The 18,078-nt window shown below is 65.5% G+C and carries 21 protein-coding genes; 13 read left to right on the top strand and 8 right to left on the bottom strand.

Going from position 1 to position 18,078, the window contains the following annotated elements; all coding sequences use genetic code 11:
- The first annotated feature begins 48 nt into the window (after positions 1–48).
- Positions 49–1,191 carry a hypothetical protein gene (locus EN786_RS11380; protein WP_127311517.1) on the top strand — a complete coding sequence of 381 codons (1,143 nt, stop codon included), beginning with the start codon at positions 49–51 and terminating at the stop codon, positions 1,189–1,191.
- A 96-nt stretch (positions 1,192–1,287) separates the two neighbouring features.
- Here the strand turns inward: EN786_RS11380 and EN786_RS11375 are convergent, their stop codons facing one another.
- The 5 genes from EN786_RS11375 to EN786_RS11355 are packed head-to-tail and all read right to left on the bottom strand — an operon-like array spanning position 1,288 to position 5,714.
- The gene (locus EN786_RS11375; protein ID WP_245478419.1) at positions 1,288–1,686 is read right to left on the bottom strand and encodes a hypothetical protein; all 399 of its coding nucleotides are present in this window, start codon (positions 1,684–1,686) and stop codon (positions 1,288–1,290) included.
- Between the two features lie 3 nt (positions 1,687–1,689).
- The gene (gene dprA, locus EN786_RS11370) at positions 1,690–2,826 is read right to left on the bottom strand and encodes a DNA-processing protein DprA (RefSeq protein ID WP_135908363.1); all 1,137 of its coding nucleotides are present in this window, start codon (positions 2,824–2,826) and stop codon (positions 1,690–1,692) included.
- Complete coding sequence (gene plsY, locus EN786_RS11365; protein ID WP_127287357.1) at positions 2,823–3,410, bottom strand: glycerol-3-phosphate 1-O-acyltransferase PlsY; 588 nt, start codon at positions 3,408–3,410, stop codon at positions 2,823–2,825. Before plsY ends, dprA begins: the two co-directional genes overlap by 4 nt.
- Positions 3,411–3,465: 55 nt before the next feature.
- The gene (locus EN786_RS11360) at positions 3,466–4,752 is read right to left on the bottom strand and encodes a dihydroorotase (RefSeq protein ID WP_135908361.1); all 1,287 of its coding nucleotides are present in this window, start codon (positions 4,750–4,752) and stop codon (positions 3,466–3,468) included.
- Positions 4,749–5,714, bottom strand: a complete 966-nt coding sequence (locus tag EN786_RS11355; RefSeq protein WP_126054689.1) for an aspartate carbamoyltransferase catalytic subunit — start codon at positions 5,712–5,714, stop codon at positions 4,749–4,751. Before EN786_RS11355 ends, EN786_RS11360 begins: the two co-directional genes overlap by 4 nt.
- A 157-nt stretch (positions 5,715–5,871) precedes the next feature.
- Here EN786_RS11355 and EN786_RS11350 point away from each other — a divergent pair, with 157 nt between their 5' ends.
- From EN786_RS11350 to EN786_RS11340, 3 genes are all read left to right on the top strand, one after another.
- Positions 5,872–7,500 (top strand): DNA alkylation response protein, encoded by a 1,629-nt coding sequence (locus tag EN786_RS11350; RefSeq protein ID WP_135908359.1) that lies wholly within the window; start codon positions 5,872–5,874, stop codon positions 7,498–7,500.
- 152 nt (positions 7,501–7,652) lie between these two features.
- Positions 7,653–8,213, top strand: a complete 561-nt coding sequence (locus EN786_RS11345) for a hypothetical protein (RefSeq protein WP_127286220.1) — start codon at positions 7,653–7,655, stop codon at positions 8,211–8,213.
- Positions 8,213–8,554, top strand: coding sequence for a DUF6105 family protein (locus tag EN786_RS11340; RefSeq protein WP_127310870.1), 342 nt, complete (start codon positions 8,213–8,215; stop codon positions 8,552–8,554). Before EN786_RS11345 ends, EN786_RS11340 begins: the two co-directional genes overlap by 1 nt.
- Here the strand turns inward: EN786_RS11340 and ruvX are convergent.
- Complete coding sequence (gene ruvX / locus EN786_RS11335; protein WP_127286218.1) at positions 8,472–8,978, bottom strand: Holliday junction resolvase RuvX; 507 nt, start codon at positions 8,976–8,978, stop codon at positions 8,472–8,474. The genes EN786_RS11340 and ruvX overlap by 83 nt on opposite strands.
- 120 nt (positions 8,979–9,098) lie before the next feature.
- Between ruvX and EN786_RS11330 the strand changes: the two genes are divergently transcribed.
- The 6 genes from EN786_RS11330 (at position 9,099) to EN786_RS11305 (ending at position 13,606) form a co-directional block, all read left to right on the top strand.
- On the top strand, positions 9,099–9,806 hold the full coding sequence (locus tag EN786_RS11330) for a metal-dependent hydrolase (protein ID WP_127286217.1): 708 nt from the start codon (positions 9,099–9,101) through the stop codon (positions 9,804–9,806).
- Between the two features lie 53 nt (positions 9,807–9,859).
- Positions 9,860–10,276: a hypothetical protein gene (locus EN786_RS11325; RefSeq protein WP_127286216.1), complete on the top strand. Its 417-nt coding sequence runs from the start codon at positions 9,860–9,862 to the stop codon at positions 10,274–10,276.
- 89 nt (positions 10,277–10,365) lie between these two features.
- Positions 10,366–10,653: an Asp-tRNA(Asn)/Glu-tRNA(Gln) amidotransferase subunit GatC gene (gene gatC, locus EN786_RS11320; RefSeq protein ID WP_127286215.1), complete on the top strand. Its 288-nt coding sequence runs from the start codon at positions 10,366–10,368 to the stop codon at positions 10,651–10,653.
- A 7-nt stretch (positions 10,654–10,660) separates the two neighbouring features.
- The gene (locus tag EN786_RS11315; protein ID WP_127286214.1) at positions 10,661–11,119 is read left to right on the top strand and encodes a GNAT family N-acetyltransferase; all 459 of its coding nucleotides are present in this window, start codon (positions 10,661–10,663) and stop codon (positions 11,117–11,119) included.
- Positions 11,119–12,684: an amidase family protein gene (locus tag EN786_RS11310; RefSeq protein WP_127286213.1), complete on the top strand. Its 1,566-nt coding sequence runs from the start codon at positions 11,119–11,121 to the stop codon at positions 12,682–12,684. The genes EN786_RS11315 and EN786_RS11310 overlap by 1 nt, the downstream gene beginning before the upstream one ends.
- Positions 12,685–12,814: 130 nt before the next feature.
- On the top strand, positions 12,815–13,606 hold the full coding sequence (locus EN786_RS11305; protein ID WP_127310871.1) for a YdcF family protein: 792 nt from the start codon (positions 12,815–12,817) through the stop codon (positions 13,604–13,606).
- Here EN786_RS11305 and EN786_RS11300 read toward each other — a convergent pair.
- Both EN786_RS11300 and EN786_RS11295 read right to left on the bottom strand, forming a co-directional pair.
- Positions 13,561–14,298 carry a DUF599 domain-containing protein gene (locus EN786_RS11300; protein ID WP_127284613.1) on the bottom strand — a complete coding sequence of 246 codons (738 nt, stop codon included), beginning with the start codon at positions 14,296–14,298 and terminating at the stop codon, positions 13,561–13,563. The genes EN786_RS11305 and EN786_RS11300 overlap by 46 nt on opposite strands.
- Before the next feature lie 42 nt (positions 14,299–14,340).
- A complete protein-coding gene (locus EN786_RS11295) occupies positions 14,341–15,036 on the bottom strand; it encodes a cysteine hydrolase (RefSeq protein ID WP_127284614.1) in 696 nt (231 codons plus the stop codon).
- 181 nt (positions 15,037–15,217) lie between these two features.
- On the opposite strand from EN786_RS11295, the gene EN786_RS11290 reads away from it, so the two are divergent.
- The 3 genes from EN786_RS11290 to EN786_RS11280 all read left to right on the top strand — a co-directional run bounded on the left by EN786_RS11290 (position 15,218) and on the right by EN786_RS11280 (position 18,066).
- Positions 15,218–16,621: an L-serine ammonia-lyase gene (locus EN786_RS11290; RefSeq protein ID WP_127284615.1), complete on the top strand. Its 1,404-nt coding sequence runs from the start codon at positions 15,218–15,220 to the stop codon at positions 16,619–16,621.
- A 74-nt stretch (positions 16,622–16,695) separates the two neighbouring features.
- On the top strand, positions 16,696–17,133 hold the full coding sequence (locus tag EN786_RS11285; RefSeq protein WP_127284616.1) for a DUF1489 family protein: 438 nt from the start codon (positions 16,696–16,698) through the stop codon (positions 17,131–17,133).
- Positions 17,134–17,370: 237 nt separating this feature from the next.
- Positions 17,371–18,066 (top strand): DnaJ domain-containing protein, encoded by a 696-nt coding sequence (locus EN786_RS11280; RefSeq protein ID WP_127312169.1) that lies wholly within the window; start codon positions 17,371–17,373, stop codon positions 18,064–18,066.
- Positions 18,067–18,078: the final 12 nt, after the last annotated feature.

The following is an 18,078-nucleotide window of genomic DNA, read 5'->3' as shown; positions in this document are numbered from 1 at the left end:
GCCAGACGGGGCGGCGGCTAGAGTCGGCGTTCGCAAGGGAGGCGATACATGGCACTTCACCTTTCGGCGGACACCCTGGCCCCCGCGGTGGCGAAACCCCAGAAATATCTGTTCGGCCCGATCGCCGACTTCCTTATGCTCGGCGGCAGCGCGTTTCTCATCCTGCCGCTTCTGTTTCTTGTGCCGCTCGAATACGAAGGCCTCGTTGCCGCTACGATGGTCTTCGTGGCCTACCTGGTAAACTATCCCCACTTCGCCCACTCATATCAGATTTTCTACCGCAATTTCGGGCGCAAGGTGAGCGGCGACGGATACGACAAGGGCCTCCGGATCCGCTACATTTTCGCCGGCATCGCCGTTCCCCTGATCATGAGCGCCTTCTTTGCCTACGGCGCGGCGACGGCGAACACACGGCTGCTGGGATATGCGACCAACGCCATGTTCTTCTTCGTCGGCTGGCACTACGTCAAGCAGGGCTACGGCATGCTGATGGTGGATGCCGTGCTCAAGCGCAAATTCTTCGACGACCGGGACAAGAAGGTGCTGCTGGTCAACAGCTATGCCGTCTGGATCCTGGCCTGGCTGCAGACGAACACGGCGGTCACCGCGGGCAAATACTATGGCCTGGAATATTACACATTCGCGGCCCCTTCGTGGATCACCGACATTGCCCTGCTGGTGGCCCTGGCATCCACCGCGGCGACGGTTCTGATGCTGGCCAGCCGCTGGCGGAAGAACGGCGGCGGCCTGCCGTACAATGGGATCGTGGCGTATGTCGCATCGCTCTACCTCTGGATCCTGATCGCGAGGATAAACCCGCTCTGGCTGCTGGTAGTGCCCGCGCTCCACTCGCTCCAGTACCTTGCGGTGGTCTGGCGCTATCAGACCAACGTCGAGCGCGACGGCCAGGATGCCGGAAAGGATCCGCAACCGAAGATCCTGTCGTTTCTCGGCCCTCTCTACCGGCTTCGTGTCCTCGGATTCATCGTCGGAGGCGGTGCGCTGGGCTATCTCGGTTTCTGGCTGATCCCGTTCGTGCTGACTGCCTTGATCCCCTACGACAGGCAGGTCCTCGGCTCATCGCTGTTCTTCTTCATCGTGCTGATATTCATCAACGTCCATCATTACTTCCTGGACAATGTGATGTGGCGCCGCGGCAACCCGGAAGTGTCCAAATATCTGTTCCGCTAGAGCAATTCGAGGAAAAGTGCGCAGCGGTTTTCCGTCCGGAATTGCGTCAAAACAAAAGCTTAGGTCGGTTCGGCGACTATGAAACGCTGAACCGCCCTAGCCGCCCGTCCCATCGTCCATCATTGTGTTGGTGAGCGCCTCATAGGCCGCGCTGCATGTCGCGGAATGCGGGCAATCCTTTACGACCAACACCGGCGCCACCGTGAGGATGGCGGCGATCAGGATTCGCAGGCTGAGCCCGATCGCGCTCATCGTTCTGCCGAGCAGGCCAGCGAACAGGAAGTAGAGACCCTGAGCCATGCAAGCGGCCGTCAGAACCCCCAGGAGCGGGCGCGTGGTTTTTGCAAACGGGGTTATGTAGCCGTCCGGAAAACCCACCATGCTGAGGTCCATGGACCATTGCAGGGCCAGCACGACACTCAAGCCCGCCCAGGCAAGAGCGGCCATGCGTGTGATCCGTGTTTGCTTCGACTGCTCGCCGGCGACAGGCTTCAAGGATCAAGCCTCTCCGAAGACCAGCGAGACATTGCCGCCGGCGTGACGCTCGATCCTGCCGGCGAGGTCGAGTTCCAGGAGCACCATCGACACCTGCGCGGCGCTCAAGCCGGTATGGCGGATGATCTCGTCGACCGCCACCGGTGTCGGACCGAGCGCCTCGAGCACGCCGGCGCGATCATCCTCGCGCGGCGGCGGCGTCGCCGAGAGGTCGGGCGGCTCAGCCAGCGGCGCAACCCTAGGCGCGCGCACGCCAGCCAGCGGCGCGATGGCGCTGGCAACATCGGCCGCTTCGGTGACCAGCGTGGCGCCGTCCTTGAGCAGGCCGTTCGAGCCGGCCGCGCGCGGATCGAGCGGCGAGCCGGGCACGGCGAAGACCAGGCGGCCCATCTCGCCGGCCAGCCTGGCGCTGATCAGCGAGCCTGAGCGCTGCGCGGCTTCGACCACCACCAGCCCCAGCGCCATGCCGGCGACGAGCCGGTTGCGGCGCGGAAAATCCTGCGCGCGCGGCTGCCAGCCGAACGGCATTTCCGAGACGACGGCGCCGCCGCGCTCGGCGATCTCGTTGCAGAGCCCGGCATTCTCGGGCGGGTAGGGCATGTCGAGCCCGCCGGCCAGCACGCCGATAGTGCCGGTAGAGAGGCTGCCCTGGTGCGCCGCCGTATCGATGCCGCGTGCCAGGCCGGAGACGATCGCGTAGCCGTCGCGGCCAAGGTCCGCCGCCAGCATCCGCGCCATCTTGACGCCGGCGAGCGAGGCGTTGCGGGCGCCGACGATGGCGACCGCCGGCAGACGGAAGACCGCACCTTCGCCCTTCACCGCAAGCAGGGGCGGCGGGTTGTCCATGTTCTTCAGCAAGGGCGGATAGTCTGCCTCGCCAATGCCGACGAAACGGCCGCCGGCCCGCCTCGCCGCCTCCAGCTCGGCTTCGGCCTCGGCCACCGTGGGAATACGGACGATGCGGCTGGCGCCGCCGGAGATCATCAACTCGGGCAGCATTTCGAGCGCGGCCTCGGCGGAGCCGAAGCGGTTGATCAGTTCGCGGAACGAGGCCGGACCGACATTCGGCGTGCGGATCAGGCGAAGCCAGCTCAGCCGCTGCCGGTCGCTGAGGCGCGGGCCGGCGGCGGGCTTGGTCATCCCTTGGCCCCGATCTTGCCCTCGGTGCCGGCGGTAAGCCGCGAGATGTTGGCGCGATGTTTTACGATGACGATCAGGCTCATCACCGCGAACAGTCCGGCAATCGCCGGCGTGCTGAGGAAGTAGAGCGCGATCGGCACCGCGACCGCAGCGGTCAGCGCCGCGAGCGAGGAGTAGCGGAACAGGAAGGCGACGGCGAGCCAGACGACGGCGAAGATCAGCGCCACCTGCCAGGCAAGGCCGATCAGCACGCCGAGGTAGGTGGCGACGCCCTTGCCGCCCTTGAAGCCGAGCCAGGCCGGAAAGAGGTGGCCGATAAAAGCGCCGAAACCGGCCCACAGCGCAAGCTCCGGCGCGAAGCGGCCGGCGATCAGCACCGCCGCCGTGCCCTTCAGCGCATCGAGCAGAAGCGTTGCGGCGGCGAGCCCCTTGTTGCCGGTGCGCAGCACATTGGTGGCGCCGATATTGCCGGAGCCGATCTTGCGCACGTCCCCAAGGCCGGCCGCGCGGGTGATCAGCAGGCCGAACGGAATCGAGCCCAGCAGATAGCCGAACAGCAGCGCCAGGATACCGCCATAACTCATTGTTTCCCCCGCGTTTCCTTCACCGCACGAAATGGCGGACTATGCCGCCATCGGCCTAGATTGAAAACACTGTGCGGCCCGATACCATCGTTTGCAAGACCTTGCCTTGCAGCCGCGCGCCCTCGAAGCAGGTGTTCTTCGAGCGCGAGCGAAGGCCGCTCTCGCTGACGATCCAAGGTTCGTCGAGATCGACCAGCGCAAGGTCGGCAATCGCGCCCGGCTTCAGCGTGCCGCCGGGCAGGCCGAACAGTTTCGCCGGTGCGGTCGACAGCACCTCGACCAGCCTGAGCAGCGGGACATCGCCATTGTGGTAGAGACGGAGCGCGGCGCTGAGCAGCGTTTCGAGCCCGATCGCGCCGGCAGCGGCGTCGGCGAAGGGGAGGCGCTTGGTGTCGACGTCCTGCGGATCGTGCGAGGAAACTATGATGTCGACGGTACCGTCCTTCACGGCCTCGATCATCGCCAGCCGATCCTCCTCGGCGCGCAGCGGCGGCGTCAGCCGGAAGAAGGTTCGGTATTCGCCGACGTCGTTCTCGTTGAGCGACAGATTGTGGATGGCGACGCCGGCCGTGACATTGGCGCCGTCGGCTTTCGCCCGGCTCACCGCATTGGCCGCCATCGCCGTCGATATCTTGGCCGCGTGATAGGCGCCGCGCGTCAGCCGCGCCAGGGCGAGGTCACGCTCCAGCGGGATCGATTCCGCCTCGCGCGGAATGCCGGCAAGGCCGAGCCAGCTGGCATAGAGGCCCTCATTCATCACGCCGGCCGAGGCGAGGTCGGCGTCCTGCGTTTCATGCGCGATGACGCCGCCGAAATCGCGGGCATAGGTCAGCGCCCGGCGCATCACCAGGGAGTTGCCGATGGTATGGCGCCCGTCGGTGAAGGCGACGGCGCCGGCCTCGCGCAGCAGGCCGAACTCGGTCATCTCGCGGCCGTCGAGCCCCTTGGTGATCGCCGCCGCCGGGAAGATGTTGACGCTGGCCGTATCCTTGGCGGTGCGCAGCACGAATTCGACCAGCGCGACATTGTCGATCACCGGATCGGTGTCGGGCATCATGACGATGGAGGTGAGGCCGCCGGCCGCCGCGGCGATGCTTGCCGAGGCGATCGTCTCGCGATGCTCGCCGCCCGGCTCGCCTATGAAGACGCGGCTGTCGATGAGGCCGGGGATGATCGCCTTGCCGGCGCAGTCGATGACGACGGCACCTTCCGGCGCGCCCTGGTTCAGCGCCGCCTTGCCGGCGGCGACGATCTTCCTGCCGTCGACGATGACCGTGCCGACCTCGTCGATGCCGCGCGAGGGATCGACGACATGCGCCTTGCTGAAGACCGTTGTCGTCATGCGCCGCGCCCTTCGTGGTTGCGGCGCGGGTCGAGCAGCGCTTCCATCACCGCCATGCGCACGGCGACGCCCATCTCCACCTGTTCCTGGATGACGCTCTGCGGGCCGTCGGCGATTTCGGACGCAATCTCGACGCCGCGGTTCATCGGGCCGGGATGCATGACCAGCGCGTCGTCCTTGGCCGCCTTGAGCTTTTCGGCGTCGAGGCCGAAGTAGCGGAAGTATTCGCGGATCGACGGCACGAAGGCGCCTTCCATGCGCTCGCGCTGCAGGCGCAGCATCATCACCACGTCGGCGTCCTTCAGCCCTTCGGCCATCGAGCGGGCGACGATCACGCCCATTCTGTCGATGCCCGACGGCAGCAGCGTCGAGGGCGCGACGACGCGCACCTGCGCGCCGAGCGCATTCAAGAGCATGATGTTGGAACGCGCGACGCGCGAATGCAGGATGTCGCCGCAGATCGCCACGATCAGCTTCGACAGCGGCCCCTTGGCGCGGCGGATGGTCAGCGCGTCGAGCAGCGCCTGCGTCGGATGCTCGTGCGCGCCGTCGCCGGCATTGACCACGGAGCAGCCGACCTTCTGCGCCAGAAGGGCCGCCGCGCCCGCAGACTGGTGGCGGATGATGAGGATATCCGGGCGCATCGCGTTGAGCGTCATCGCCGTGTCGATCAGCGTCTCGCCCTTCTTCACCGAAGAGCTTGCCACCGACATGTTCATGACATCGGCGCCGAGCCTTTTTCCGGCAAGCTCGAAAGACGACTGCGTGCGGGTCGAGGCTTCGTAGAAGAGGTTGATCTGGGTGCGGCCGCGCAGCGTCGAGGTCTTCTTCTCGGGTTGCCGCGAGATGGCGACGGCCCGGTCCGCCCGGTCGAGCAAAAGCTCGATATCGGCGGGGGAAAGATCGCGGATGCCCAGAAGATGGCGATGGGGATAGAGCGGCAGGGACGAAGCGTCGGTCATCTCAAGGCGCTGCTATAGGGTGCGGTGTCCCCAGCCGCAAGCACCAGCTTTGGATTGCGGCCGTTCTCCCCGGTATTTTCGTCGCGCGCCTTGCATCGCTTGGGCTATAAGGCCCGATGGCTTCGGATTCGTGGCCTTCGCATGATAGGGACAGGGCGTGACCGACGACGTGACGAACCAGCCGCCGCCGCTGACGGGCGGCAACGCCTGGCGGGGCGATCCGTTGCTGATCCAGCTTGCCGAGCGCTTTTCCGAGCCGGTGCGCAAGGACCTCGACGGGCTCGGCCGTTTCGTGCTGACGCAGGAAGCGCAGGAACTGGCCCGCCTCGCCAATGTCGAGACGCCGAAGCTCCGGACGCATGACCGCCAGGGCCGGCGCATCGATCAGGTCGAGTTCCACCCTGCCTACCATGCCCTGATGCGCCGTTCCGTCGCCAATGGACTGCATTCCTCGGTCTGGGAAAACGGCGACGCGGAGATCGGCCGCCGCCACCAGGTGCGGGCCGCGCGCTTCTATATCACCGCCGAGTTGGAGACCGGGCACCTCTGCCCGATCACCATGACCAGCGCCTCGCTGGCGGCGCTGATGGCGAGCCCGAAACTGTTCCGCGAATGGGCGCCGCGGGTGACCACGCGCAAATACGACCAGAGCCAGAAGCCGCCGGTCGAGAAGACCGGGCTGACGCTCGGCATGGGCATGACCGAGAAGCAGGGCGGCACCGACGTGCGCGCCAACATCACCAGGGCCGAACGCGCCGGCAGCGGTTTCTATCGACTCACCGGCCACAAATGGTTCATGTCGGCGCCGATGTCGGATGCCTTCCTGGTGCTCGGGCAGGCGCCGGAGGGGCTTTCCTGCTTCCTCGTCCCGCGCATCCTCGGCGACGGCTCCGGCAACGGCTTCCGCTTCCAGCGGCTGAAGGACAAGCTCGGCAACCGCTCAAACGCCTCTTCGGAGGTGGAGTTCGTCAACGCCATCGGCGAGATGGTCGGCGAGCCGGGCGCCGGCGTGAAGACGATCATGGACATGGTGACGCTGACCAGGCTCGATTGCGCGGTCGCCTCGTCCGCGATCATGCGGGCAGGGCTGGCCGAGGCCATTCACCACACCCGCCATCGCCAGGTGTTCGGCGCCAACCTGATCGACCAGCCGCTGATGCAGCGCGTGCTGGCCGACATGGCGCTCGATGTCGCAGCCGCCACGGCGCTGTCGTTCCGCCTGGCGCGTTCCTTCGACGAGGCGGCGAGCGATCGCGGCGAGGCGGCCTTCGCCCGCGCCATGACGCCGGTGGTCAAATACTGGGTCTGCAAGATCGCGCCGCCGCTGCTCTACGAAGCCATGGAATGCCTCGGCGGCAATGGCTATGTCGAGGAGGCGCCGCTTGCCCGCTACTATCGCGAGGCGCCGGTCAACGCCGTCTGGGAAGGCTCCGGCAACGTTATGGCGCTCGACGTGCTGCGCGTGCTCGGCCGCGCGCCGGGCCTGTTCGAGGAGGTGCTCGCCGGCATCGACCGCGATCTCGGCGCCGGCGGCCGCGGCACCATCGGCGTGCTCAAGGCGGCCATGCAGGTGGCGGCGACCGACGAGGGTTCGGCGCGCCTGCTTACCGAGCAACTGGCGCTGTCGGCGGCGGCAGCCGAGCTTCGCCGGTTGGGGGCAGGGCGGATCGCCGACGCCTTCGTCGAGACGCGTCTCGCCGGCCAATGGCGCAACACCTATGGCATGCTCGATTCGCGCCACGATGCGCGCATGATCGTCGACACGCTCTATCCGCCGGTGAACTGAGCGAACTCCGCCAGGCCCTCGCGTAGCCTGTGGATACACGTTAACCTTAACGAATGGTTTCCATTGCGGCGGCGACCCGCAGGGCCCACTGTTCTCACCGGAGCAAGGATTGGTTAACCATGCCGTTCCTTGCCCTGCGAAGCAGGAACGCCATGCGGCACGTATTGACCTCCTTTCTGGCCTTGCACTGGGCGATCGTTTTCGCCCTGCTGGCGTATATCTGCATCGACGGCAATCGCGGCGTCGCCGCGGCCCTTGCGGTGCTCGGCCTTGAGGTCGAAAACGGCCGCATCACCGGACTGGAGAACGCCGCCATCGTGGCGCCGCTGGCGATCGCGCTGTTGGTGGTGGCGGTGCTGTTCTGCTGGGCCTTCGTCGAGACGCTGATCAACATAGCGGCCAGTCCCGACGCCACGGACAGTGTCGTGCGCATCGCCTTCATTTCCGCCTCTGCCGTGCTGTCGCTGGTTCTGGTCGGCGGCGCGGCGCAAGGCATCGACGGACTGTTCATGGTCGTCGCCGTGCAACTGACCGCGCTGCTCGCATCCTATGTCGCGGTGCTGGCCGAGCAGCGCACGGCGCGGGTCGAGGCGTTTGCGGCTGACACCGAAGTCCGCGCGACCGCCCATGTCATGGCACGAGGCGCCGCGCACAGTTCACTGCTGTCACGCATTTCCGGGCGGCCGGAAGCGAATTCGAGGGATGGCCGCTGATGCGCACGCTGTTCGCGCTCTGGGCTGCTCCGCTGCTCCTGTTCTGGGGCTGGTTCTTCCTGTCGCTCAACGACATGAATTTCGGCTATGTGATGCTGAGCCGCCCGCTGCACGACCTGGTATTCCAGCTTTACGGCGAGATGCTGGGCATCGATCCGGCGCTCATTCCCGGCATCGTGGCCAAGGCCTGCGTCTTCGACAGCTTCCTGCTGATGGCGCTGTGGGCGTTCCGACGCCGCCGCAACATCGCCGCCTGGGTCAGGACCCGCTGGGGGAATCCGGTTCCGCAAGAGCGTCTGGACCGAGCGACTGAAGCCGGTCCAGTACTCCCTGCAGAATAAAGGCGGCCGCCGCCGAATCGATCTTGCCGGCACGCTTCCTGCGCGAAAAATCCATTTCGATCAGCGTCCGCTCGGCCGCGACCGTCGACAGCCTCTCGTCCCAAAGCACGAAGGGAAGGTCCGACAGGGCAGCCATGTTGCGCACAAAAGCGCGCGATTTCTGCGCGCGCGGGCCTTCCGAACCGTCCATGTTGACCGGCAGGCCGAGCGCTATCGCGCCGACATTGTCCTTCTCCAGCTGCGCGAGCAGCAGCGCCGCGTCGAGCGAGAATTTCCGCCGCATGATGACGGGGCGCGGATGGGCGAAGGCCAGGCCCCGGTCGGAGACCGCCACGCCAATCGTCTTGTCGCCGAGGTCGAGCCCGGCGAGCGTCCTGCCGCCGACGAGGCGCGCCGGCAAGTCCTCGATCGATATGATGCCCAAGCGGCTTTCCTTCAGACGCACGTTGCGGCGCATCCTTCTTGACGCACCGAATGTGATGGCACTTTAATTTTGCCGGAGGCGTTCTATCCTCTGGCGCAACAAAAATCGAGGAAGTCGTTGATGAAACTGACCTGGTATGGACATTCGGCGTTCCGCGTCGAGACGGCGGGAGCCAATATCCTGATCGACCCCTATCTGGTCGGCAATCCGTCCTGGACGGGCGGCTGGGAAGGACCGGCCGAAGGGGTGACCCATGTGCTCCTGACGCATGGCCACAACGACCATGTCAGCGGCGCGCTGGAGGTGCTGAAGAAGAGCGGCGCCATGCTGGTCGCCAATTACGAAATCTGCATGTATCTGGTCGGCCAAGGCGCCAACGGCAGCAGGATCAATCCCGGCAATATCGGCGGCACCGTCGATTGCGGCGCCTTCACCACCACTTTCGTCCAGGCGCTGCACTCATCGTCCTTCGGCGGCGAGGGCGGCGCCAACACCTATCTCGGCAATCCCGGCGGTCTGGTCCTGCATTTCGCGGAGGACAAGACGCTCTACCATATGGGCGACACCGACATCTTCTCCGACATGGCGCTGATCAACGAACTGCATGAGCCGAAGATCGGCCTCGTGCCGATCGGCGACCGTTTCACCATGGGCGGCGCGGTGGCGGCGCTCGCCTGCCGGCGCTTCTTCCATTTCGACACAGTCGTGCCCTGTCATTTCGGCACCTTTCCGATCATCGACCAGACCGCCGACAAATTCGTCGCGGGAATGGAGGGCTCAGGTGTGAAAGTGGCCTTGCCGGCAATCGGCCAGACCATCACGATATAGGGCCGAGAGGCGCGTCGCGCCGAGATCATTCATGAGAGAAATGGAATGAAATCATGGCTTTGAGGCAGACACTTTGCGTTTCGATGCTGGTTGCCGCTTCTCCCGCGCCGGCGGCGGAGGACTTCATCGACGGTGTCTACCTGCAATCCGAAGAGCTGTGCGCGCAGGCCAAGAAGGGCAAGCTGCAGGATGTGATCGAGGCCGGCAACATCGTTTTGTCGGCCCACGGCCTGCAAGGCGTCGAATACAATTGCGAGTTCCTTCAGGTCACCAAGGCGACACGCTCGCCGAGCTGGGCGGTCACCGCCATCTGCCAGGAGCCGGGCTTTGTCTTTCCCGATGTGCTGTCGGTAACGCAGATGAGCCCAAAGCAGCTCGATCTTGTATCGGTCCGCCCGGTCGACGACGAAAGCGAGCAGGCCGGCAACAGCGGCAGCTATTTCCTCTGCGAAGGCGTGACGCCGCCTTAAGCCCAGATCTCGGCCATCCGCGCGCGACGATGCAGGTTGCGCGGCGCGCGCGGCGCCGCTATAGCGCTGGTTTTCCAGAGGCAACAGAAATGTCCGTTGATCTTCAGACAGTGAAGCGTGTCGCGCACCTTGCCCGCATTGCAGTGAGCGAGGAGGACGCCGAGCGCATGACCGGCGAACTGAACACCATCCTCGGCTTCGTCGAGCAATTGAACGAGGTCGACGTTTCCGGCGTCGAGCCGATGACATCGGTGACGCCGATGGAGATGAAGAAGCGGCTGGATATCGTGACCGACGGCAACAAGGCCTCCGACATCGTCGCCAACGCGCCGGCCACCGAAGAGAACTTCTTCCTCGTTCCGAAGGTCGTGGAGTAACCGGCCGATGGCAATCGAGATCGCCGTCGAGACCGCCTTGCAGGACGATGTGCGCACGCTGGTCGAGGAGCTCAACGCGACGCTGCTCGAACTGACGCCGCCAGAACACTGCTACCACATGACCGTCGAGCAGATGGCAGGCAAGGACACCACCGTCTTCGTCGCCCGCGACAATGGTCTTGCCATCGGCTGCGGCGCGCTGAAGCGTCATGACGGCGCCGTTGGCGAGGTCAAGCGCATGTACACCAGGCCCTCGCATCGCGGCCAGAAGATCGGCGCGAAAATCGTTGAACGGGTCGAGGCGCTGGCGCGTGGCGAGGGGATGAAGCGCCTTGTGCTGGAAACCGGAGACCGCCACCCCGCCGCCTGGACCGTCTATGAACGCGCCGGATTCTCGCGCTGCGGCCCGGTGCTGGATTATCCCGACTCCGAGTGGTCGGTGTTTTACGAAAAGAGCCTTGCCTGATGAGCGACCTGACACATCTGACGATTTCCGAGGCCCGCGCCAGGCTGCGCGGCAAGGAGATCACCGCGGCCGAGATCACCGAGGCCTATCTCCAGGCGATCGAGCGCGCCAATCCGGTGCTCAATGCCTATGTCACCGTCACCGGCGACAAGGCGCGCGACATGGCCAAGGCCTCCGACGCCAAGCTCGCCAGGGGCGAGGGCGGGGCGCTGGAAGGCATTCCGCTCGGCATCAAGGACCTGTTCGGCACCAAGGGCGTCCACACCCAGGCCTGCAGCCACGTGCTGGATGGCTTCGAGCCGCGCTACGAATCAACCGTCACCGCCAATCTGTGGGCTGACGGCGCCGTCATGCTGGGCAAGCTCAACATGGACGAGTTCGCCATGGGCTCGTCCAACGAGACCTCCTACTACGGTCCGGTCATCAATCCGTGGCGGCGCTCGCGCCTCGATACGGTGGTGATGCCGACCACGCATCAGGGCGATGGCGGCTTCGTCTCGGCCGGCGGCGCGAAAACCCAGCGCACGCTGGACAATGCCCAGCTCGTGCCGGGCGGTTCGTCCGGCGGATCGGCTTCCGCAGTGTCGGCTTTCCTTTGCGCCGGCGCCACCGCCACCGACACCGGAGGCTCGATCCGCCAGCCGGCGGCTTTCACCGGCACGGTTGGCATCAAGCCGACCTACGGCCGCTGCTCGCGCTGGGGCATTGTCGCTTTTGCCTCGTCGCTGGACCAGGCCGGCCCGATCGCGCGCGACGTGCGCGACGCCGCGATCCTGTTGAAGTCGATGGCCTCCGTCGACCCGAGGGACACCACGTCGGTCGATCGTCCGGTGCCGGACTACGAGGCCGCGATCGGTAAACCGATCAAGGGCATGAAGGTCGGCATTCCGAAGGAATACCGCGTCGACGGCATGCCGCAGGACATCGAAGCTCTGTGGCAGAAGGGCATTGCCTGGCTGAAGGAAGCCGGCGCCGAGATCGTCGACATCTCGCTGCCGCACACCAAATACGCGCTGCCGGCCTATTACATCGTGGCGCCGGCCGAGGCCTCTTCGAACCTCGCCCGCTATGACGGCGTCCGCTACGGGCTGCGCGTGCCGGGCAAGGACATCGTCGACATGTACGAGAAGACCCGCGCCGCCGGCTTCGGCCGCGAGGTCAAGCGCCGCATCATGATCGGCACCTATGTGCTGTCGGCCGGCTATTACGATGCCTACTACCTGCAGGCGCAGAAGGTCCGCACCCTGATCAAGCGCGACTTCGAGAACGTCTTTGCCGCTGGCGTCGATGTCATCCTGACGCCTGCAACGCCGTCGGCCGCCTTCGGCGTTGCCGACGAGGACATGGCGTCGGATCCGGTCAAGATGTACCTCAACGACATCTTCACGGTGACCGTCAACATGGCCGGCCTGCCGGGCATCAGCGTACCCGCCGGTCTCGACGCCAAGGGCCTGCCGCTCGGCCTGCAGCTCATCGGTCGTCCCTTCGACGAGGAGACGCTGTTCCAGACGGCGCATGTCATCGAGCAGGCGGCCGGCACATTTCAGCCGGAAAAGTGGTGGTAGGGTCATCCCTCATCTAGCTCGTGGCTCCGAGAATCGGAATCGATTTTCGGAAAGGAACGTGCGCAAGATCAAAGTGTTACAGCGTCCTTTGCGCGTCCAGGGGGCGCGCGGCGCTGTAATGGGGTGAGGGATGTTCTTCTATCTTTCCAAGATTTTCTGGTTCTTCATCCAGCCGCTCAACCTGGCGATCTTCCTGCTGCTGGCAGGCCTGCTCGCGGTAGTGTTCGGCCGTCGGCGGCTGGCCGCCACCGGTAGCGTGCTCGCCTTCCTGATCCTCGCCCTTTCGGCCTGGACGTCGCTTGGCGCGATGATGCTCAACCCGCTGGAGGAGCGCTTTGCCAAACCGTCGCCGCCGCAAAAAGTCGACGGCATCGTCGTGCTCGGCGGCGGCTTCGAGGGCGCCATCAACCTCGCACGCGGCGGCTATGAGTTGAACAGTGGCGGCGACCGCATGGTCGAGACCGCGATCCTCGCCCGGCGGTTCCCACAGGCCAAGGTGGTGGTATCCGGCGGGACCGGAGAACTGTTCCTGGACGGCGAGGGCGATGCCGACACCGCGCCGCGCCTGCTTGGCGCGCTCGGCGTCGGCGCCGATCGGCTGATCCTCGAGAACAAGTCGCGCAACACCTATGAGAACGCCGTCTTCACCAGGCAGATGGTGGCGCCGAAGGCGGGCGAGACCTGGCTGCTGGTGACCTCGGCCTTCCACATGCCGCGCGCCAAGGCGCTGTTCGACAAGGCTGGCTTCCCGACCATCCCATGGCCGGTGGATTACCGCACCTCGGGCAAGGAAGGCATCGGCCTGTTCCGCGACAACCCGGCCGATTCGCTGCAGGTGGCAACCATGGCGATCCGCGAATGGATCGGGCTTGCCGCTTACTGGCTGTCCGGCCGCATCGACCGGCCCTTCCCGGGCGGCTGACCGAGGACCGCCTCCCTGGCCGCAGAGAAGAACTGGCGCCGGACCAGCACCGCCAGCAGCAGCAGCGTCGACAGCACGAAAATCACCGGGTCGATGAACCAGCCGAGATAGCCGATCGAGAAGAAGACCGCGCGCAGGCCGGAATTGAAATGCTTGCCGGCCAGCATGTTCATGCGCGTCGCGCGCCAGACCGCCGTCTCGGTGACCGGATTGCGCGAAGCCTCGCCGTACGGGATCGGCACCGCGCCGATCAGGATCGAGCAGTAGTTGAACAGACGGTAGGCCCAGCCGAACTTGAAGAAGGCGAAGGCCAGGATCAGCACCAGGCCGAAAACCTTCATCTGGAAAGCCTCGCGCGAAGAGGTCGCGCTCAGCGGCAGGTCGCTCAGCACCGTAAGCACCTGGTCGGAGGCGCCGAGCAGCGCGAAACAGCCGCCAAGCGCGATCAGCGAGGAGGATGCGAAGAAGGCGGTGCCTTGCTGCAGACCGGTCATGATGGCGGTGTCGACGATACGGATCTCGCGCTCGGCCATGGTTCGCATCCAGGTCGCGCGCTGGGCGTTCATCGCCGTCGTCAACGAGACGCGGCTGACCAGTCTGCCGTCGGAGGCCAGTGTATGCAGCACCCAGACGATGAGGAAGAAGGCCAGCGCCGCGAGGTCGGCCGTCGAAAGATGGAAGGAATCGCCCATGTCCCCTTGTACCACAGGCGAGCCGGCCGCTTCGACGGTCGGCTAGGCCGGCAGGGGTTGGGCGGCTTTCGCGCGCAGGGCCTCGACCACAATGTCCGTCCTGGTGACCCATCCGAACGCGTTCTCGAAATTCCACAGCGTTGCCTGGCGGTTGAAGTCGGGGCCCGAATGGTTCATCGCGTCCTCGACCAGGACAGGCCAGAACTCCAGCATGTAGGCGTCGCGCGCCGTCGCATCGACGCAGACATTGGTGGCGACCCCGCTGAACAGCAGATGGCGGATATTGCGAGCCCGCAGATACGCTTCCAGACCGGTGTTGCAAAAGCCGCTGTAGCGGGATTTGCGGATGATCTGGTCGCCCGGCTCCGGCTTCAGCGCATCGACGATTTGCCAGTCCCAGCTGTTGTCGATCAACAGCTTGCCGCATAACTCGGGGCGCTGGCGCATCAGCACCATCCCCAGTTCCTTGTGGTAGTTCGGCGAGGAAGCATCGCCGGCGTCGCCGAGGTCGGGCCTGTACGACATCTGGAGATAGACCACGGTGAGGCCAGCTTTGCGCGCGGCCGCAAGCAGCCTTTTGTTGGCCTCGATGGCCGGTGCGGCGCCCGATATGTCGAAGCCCGCCAGGTCGAACATGCCGCCCGCCGAGGCGAAGGCGTTCTGCATGTCCACCACGATGATGGCCGTCTGCGCCGGCATGATGCACACCGGTTCCGGCTTGGCATCCAACGCAAGCATTGCTTCCTCCCCAACGATTACCTGGCGTCTCGGAGAATAGCCCCGCCGGCGTGACCCGACAATCAATGTCGCTGCCGGAGCAGACAAGGTCGGCGGGCGCTCAGCCGCGATCCGCAAAACAGCGGAAACATCTCAGCAATTCCTATATGTATGCCGAGACGGATTCAGGAGACAACGGCGCGTGTTCCTTTCGGTTTTCGACCTGTTCAAGATCGGCATCGGCCCATCGAGCTCGCACACGATGGGGCCGATGACCGCCGCGCGGCGTTTTCTGGACGAAATCCTCGCCGGTGACTGGCCACGCCCGGCAGGCGCCAGGGTCGACCGCATCGGCGCAAGCCTGCACGGCTCGCTCGCCTATACAGGCATCGGCCATGGCTCCGACCGCGCCGTCGTCCTCGGCCTTGCCGGCGAGACGCCGCAGACGGTCGATCCTGACCTCGCCGACGGCATCGTTGCCGGGATCGCAGCCGAGAAGCGCATCGCGCCGCCGGGTCACCCGACTTACCGCTTCGATCCCGCGACCGATCTCGTGCTCGACCGCAAGACGCCGCTCACCGGCCACGCCAACGGCATGGCGTTCTATGCCTACGACGCCGGCGACCGGCTGCTGCTCAAGCGCATCTATTATTCGATCGGCGGCGGCTTCGTCGTTTCCGAGGAAGAGCTGCAGCGGATGAAGGCCAAGGGCTCGGTGACGACGGAAGGCAAGAAGGTGCCTTATCCCTTCAAGAATGCCGTCGAGATGCTGAAGATGGCGGCCAAGAGCGGGCTTTCCATCGCCGAGATGAAGCGCGTCAACGAGGAGACGCAGATGTCGCGCGAGGAGCTCGACGCGGGTCTCGACGCCATCTGGGGCGCCATGAAGGGCTGCATCGACCGTGGCCTGTCGCAGGACGGCATCATGCCGGGCGGGTTGAAGGTGCGCCGTCGTGCCCGGCAACTGCACGACAAGCTGCAGGAACAGTGGCAGCAGAACCGGCCGAACCCCTTGCTCGCCAATGACTGGCTGTCGATCTACGCCATGGCTGTCAATGAGGAGAACGCCGCCGGCGGACGCGTCGTCACCGCGCCGACCAATGGCGCGGCCGGAACGCTGCCGGCGGTGCTGCGCTACTGGCTGCATTTCCATCCCGAAGCCGACCAGCCGAGCATCCGCGACTTCCTGCTCACCGCCGCCGCCGTCGGCGGCATCATCAAGTCGAACGCCTCGATCTCGGGCGCTGAGGTCGGCTGCCAGGGCGAGGTCGGTTCCGCCTCGGCCATGGCGGCGGCCGGCCTTTGCGCCGTCATGGGCGGCACGCCGGAGCAGGTCGAGAATGCAGCCGAGATCGCGCTGGAGCATCATCTCGGCATGACCTGCGATCCCGTCGGCGGGCTGGTGCAGGTGCCATGCATCGAGCGCAATGCGCTCGGCGCCGTCAAGGCGGTGACCGCCGCTTCGCTCGCCATCAAGGGCGACGGCACCCACTTCGTGCCGCTCGACGCGGCGATCGAGACCATGCGCCAGACCGGCCTCGACATGAACGAGAAGTACAAGGAAACCAGCCTCGGCGGTCTCGCCGTCAACGTCGTCGAGTGCTGAACGCCGTCGCTGGCACTGTGGAGAAGTCGGGCAGGGGCGTTGACGGTTTCGCGTGCCGGACTAAACCTTAAGCGATGGCTCTCAATCTCCTAAAACTTTGCGTCGGCTGCGACAGCGTCGAGGATCTCGAAGAGTGGATCGACTTTCGCCTCGACGAGCGGCGGCGCGCCGGCGAGCCGGCCGAGCACTGGCACACCACCCGCATGGTGCCGTCGCGCGGCGACGAGGTCACCGACGGCGGCTCGCTCTACTGGGTGATCAAGGGCAGCGTGCAATGCCGCCAGTTGATCACCGAGATCCGGCCGTTCACCGACGATGAGGGCATCGGCCGCTGTCACCTGATGCTCGACCCGCAAGTCGTGCGCACCGAATGGCAGCCGCGCCGCGCCTTCCAGGGCTGGCGCTACCTGAAACCGTCCGACGCGCCGGCCGATCTCGGCAAGGGCAGGGCAGGCCTGGTCGAGATGCCGCCGAAGCTCAGGCAGGAACTGGCCGAGCTGGGCCTGCTGTAGGGCGGACGATTCTGCCCCGGGGTTGCGATCCGCCGGCGCCTGCTGGCCCTCCCCATGGTGAGACATGGGACTTGCAAGCATTGGCGCCGCGCCACATCTTCAACCTATGTGCGACAATCAGCAGATCGCTCAGGCGCGCCCCGCGCGGGCCCCGGCTTGCCGGAAGGGTCATGACTCCGGCAGGAAATGGCGGTCAAACGAGCGGTCTGTCGTGACGTTGCAGGGCGACGGGAACCGATGGGCATACTGATCGCATTGGTCGCATTGCTTCTGGTGCTTCTAGGCGCCGTCACGATTTTCGTGCGCGCCGATCCTGCGAAAATGGCGGATGGCATGAAGACGCTGGGGCCGATTCTCCTTGCCCTGGCCGGCGCAGCGATATTCGCCGTCGGGCGCAGCGGCCTCGGTGGGATCATGCTGGTCGGCGCGGCAGCCTGGTACGGTACGATGCGCATGAACCGACCGGCGCAGCAACCGCCGCGAAAACGCTCCACCGTGCGCACTGCCGCGCTGGAAATGGAGCTCGATCACAAGACCGGCGGACTGGAAGGGCTCGTTCTGGCCGGCCGCCATGAAGGCAAGATGCTTGGCGCGATGAACCTGGCCGAGCTGCAGCACCTCTATCGTGAGCTCTCCGGCGATCCGGAGAGCCGCCAGCTGCTAGAGACGTATCTTGACGGCCGATTTCCCGTCTGGCGCAAAAACGCAGAGCCGGACAGTGGCGAAGGGCTGGGTGTTGCGCCAGGTGCGGGCGCCATGACTAAGGAGGAGGCCTACAAGATCCTTGGTCTTGAAGCGGGGGCCGCCGCGGCGGATGTCCGCAAGGCGCACCGCCGCCTGATGCAGCGCCTGCACCCCGATATCGGCGGCACGTCGTTCCTTGCGGCGCGGATCAATGAAGCCAAGGACGTCTTGCTCTCCAACCACAACTAGTCTCCTTCGACG

The organism is Mesorhizobium sp. M4B.F.Ca.ET.143.01.1.1 (assembly GCF_004792275.1).
GTDB lineage: Bacteria > Pseudomonadota > Alphaproteobacteria > Rhizobiales > Rhizobiaceae > Mesorhizobium > Mesorhizobium abyssinicae.
This window is presented reverse-complemented; position numbering and strand designations above follow the sequence as displayed.

Bases quoted from the DNA above. Each gene is read 5' to 3' on its own strand.
- EN786_RS11380 (WP_127311517.1), top strand. From the start codon at position 49: ATGGCACTTCACCTTTCGGCGGACACCCTGGCCCCCGCGGTGGCGAAA.
- dprA (WP_135908363.1), bottom strand. From the start codon at position 2,826: ATGACCAAGCCCGCCGCCGGCCCGCGCCTCAGCGACCGGCAGCGGCTG.
- plsY (WP_127287357.1), bottom strand. From the start codon at position 3,410: ATGAGTTATGGCGGTATCCTGGCGCTGCTGTTCGGCTATCTGCTGGGC.
- EN786_RS11360 (WP_135908361.1), bottom strand. From the start codon at position 4,752: ATGACGACAACGGTCTTCAGCAAGGCGCATGTCGTCGATCCCTCGCGC.
- EN786_RS11355 (WP_126054689.1), bottom strand. From the start codon at position 5,714: ATGACCGACGCTTCGTCCCTGCCGCTCTATCCCCATCGCCATCTTCTG.
- EN786_RS11345 (WP_127286220.1), top strand. From the start codon at position 7,653: ATGCGGCACGTATTGACCTCCTTTCTGGCCTTGCACTGGGCGATCGTT.
- EN786_RS11340 (WP_127310870.1), top strand. From the start codon at position 8,213: ATGCGCACGCTGTTCGCGCTCTGGGCTGCTCCGCTGCTCCTGTTCTGG.
- EN786_RS11330 (WP_127286217.1), top strand. From the start codon at position 9,099: ATGAAACTGACCTGGTATGGACATTCGGCGTTCCGCGTCGAGACGGCG.
- EN786_RS11325 (WP_127286216.1), top strand. From the start codon at position 9,860: ATGGCTTTGAGGCAGACACTTTGCGTTTCGATGCTGGTTGCCGCTTCT.
- gatC (WP_127286215.1), top strand. From the start codon at position 10,366: ATGTCCGTTGATCTTCAGACAGTGAAGCGTGTCGCGCACCTTGCCCGC.
- EN786_RS11315 (WP_127286214.1), top strand. From the start codon at position 10,661: ATGGCAATCGAGATCGCCGTCGAGACCGCCTTGCAGGACGATGTGCGC.
- EN786_RS11310 (WP_127286213.1), top strand. From the start codon at position 11,119: ATGAGCGACCTGACACATCTGACGATTTCCGAGGCCCGCGCCAGGCTG.
- EN786_RS11305 (WP_127310871.1), top strand. From the start codon at position 12,815: ATGTTCTTCTATCTTTCCAAGATTTTCTGGTTCTTCATCCAGCCGCTC.
- EN786_RS11300 (WP_127284613.1), bottom strand. From the start codon at position 14,298: ATGGGCGATTCCTTCCATCTTTCGACGGCCGACCTCGCGGCGCTGGCC.
- EN786_RS11295 (WP_127284614.1), bottom strand. From the start codon at position 15,036: ATGCTTGCGTTGGATGCCAAGCCGGAACCGGTGTGCATCATGCCGGCG.
- EN786_RS11285 (WP_127284616.1), top strand. From the start codon at position 16,696: ATGGCTCTCAATCTCCTAAAACTTTGCGTCGGCTGCGACAGCGTCGAG.
- EN786_RS11280 (WP_127312169.1), top strand. From the start codon at position 17,371: ATGGGCATACTGATCGCATTGGTCGCATTGCTTCTGGTGCTTCTAGGC.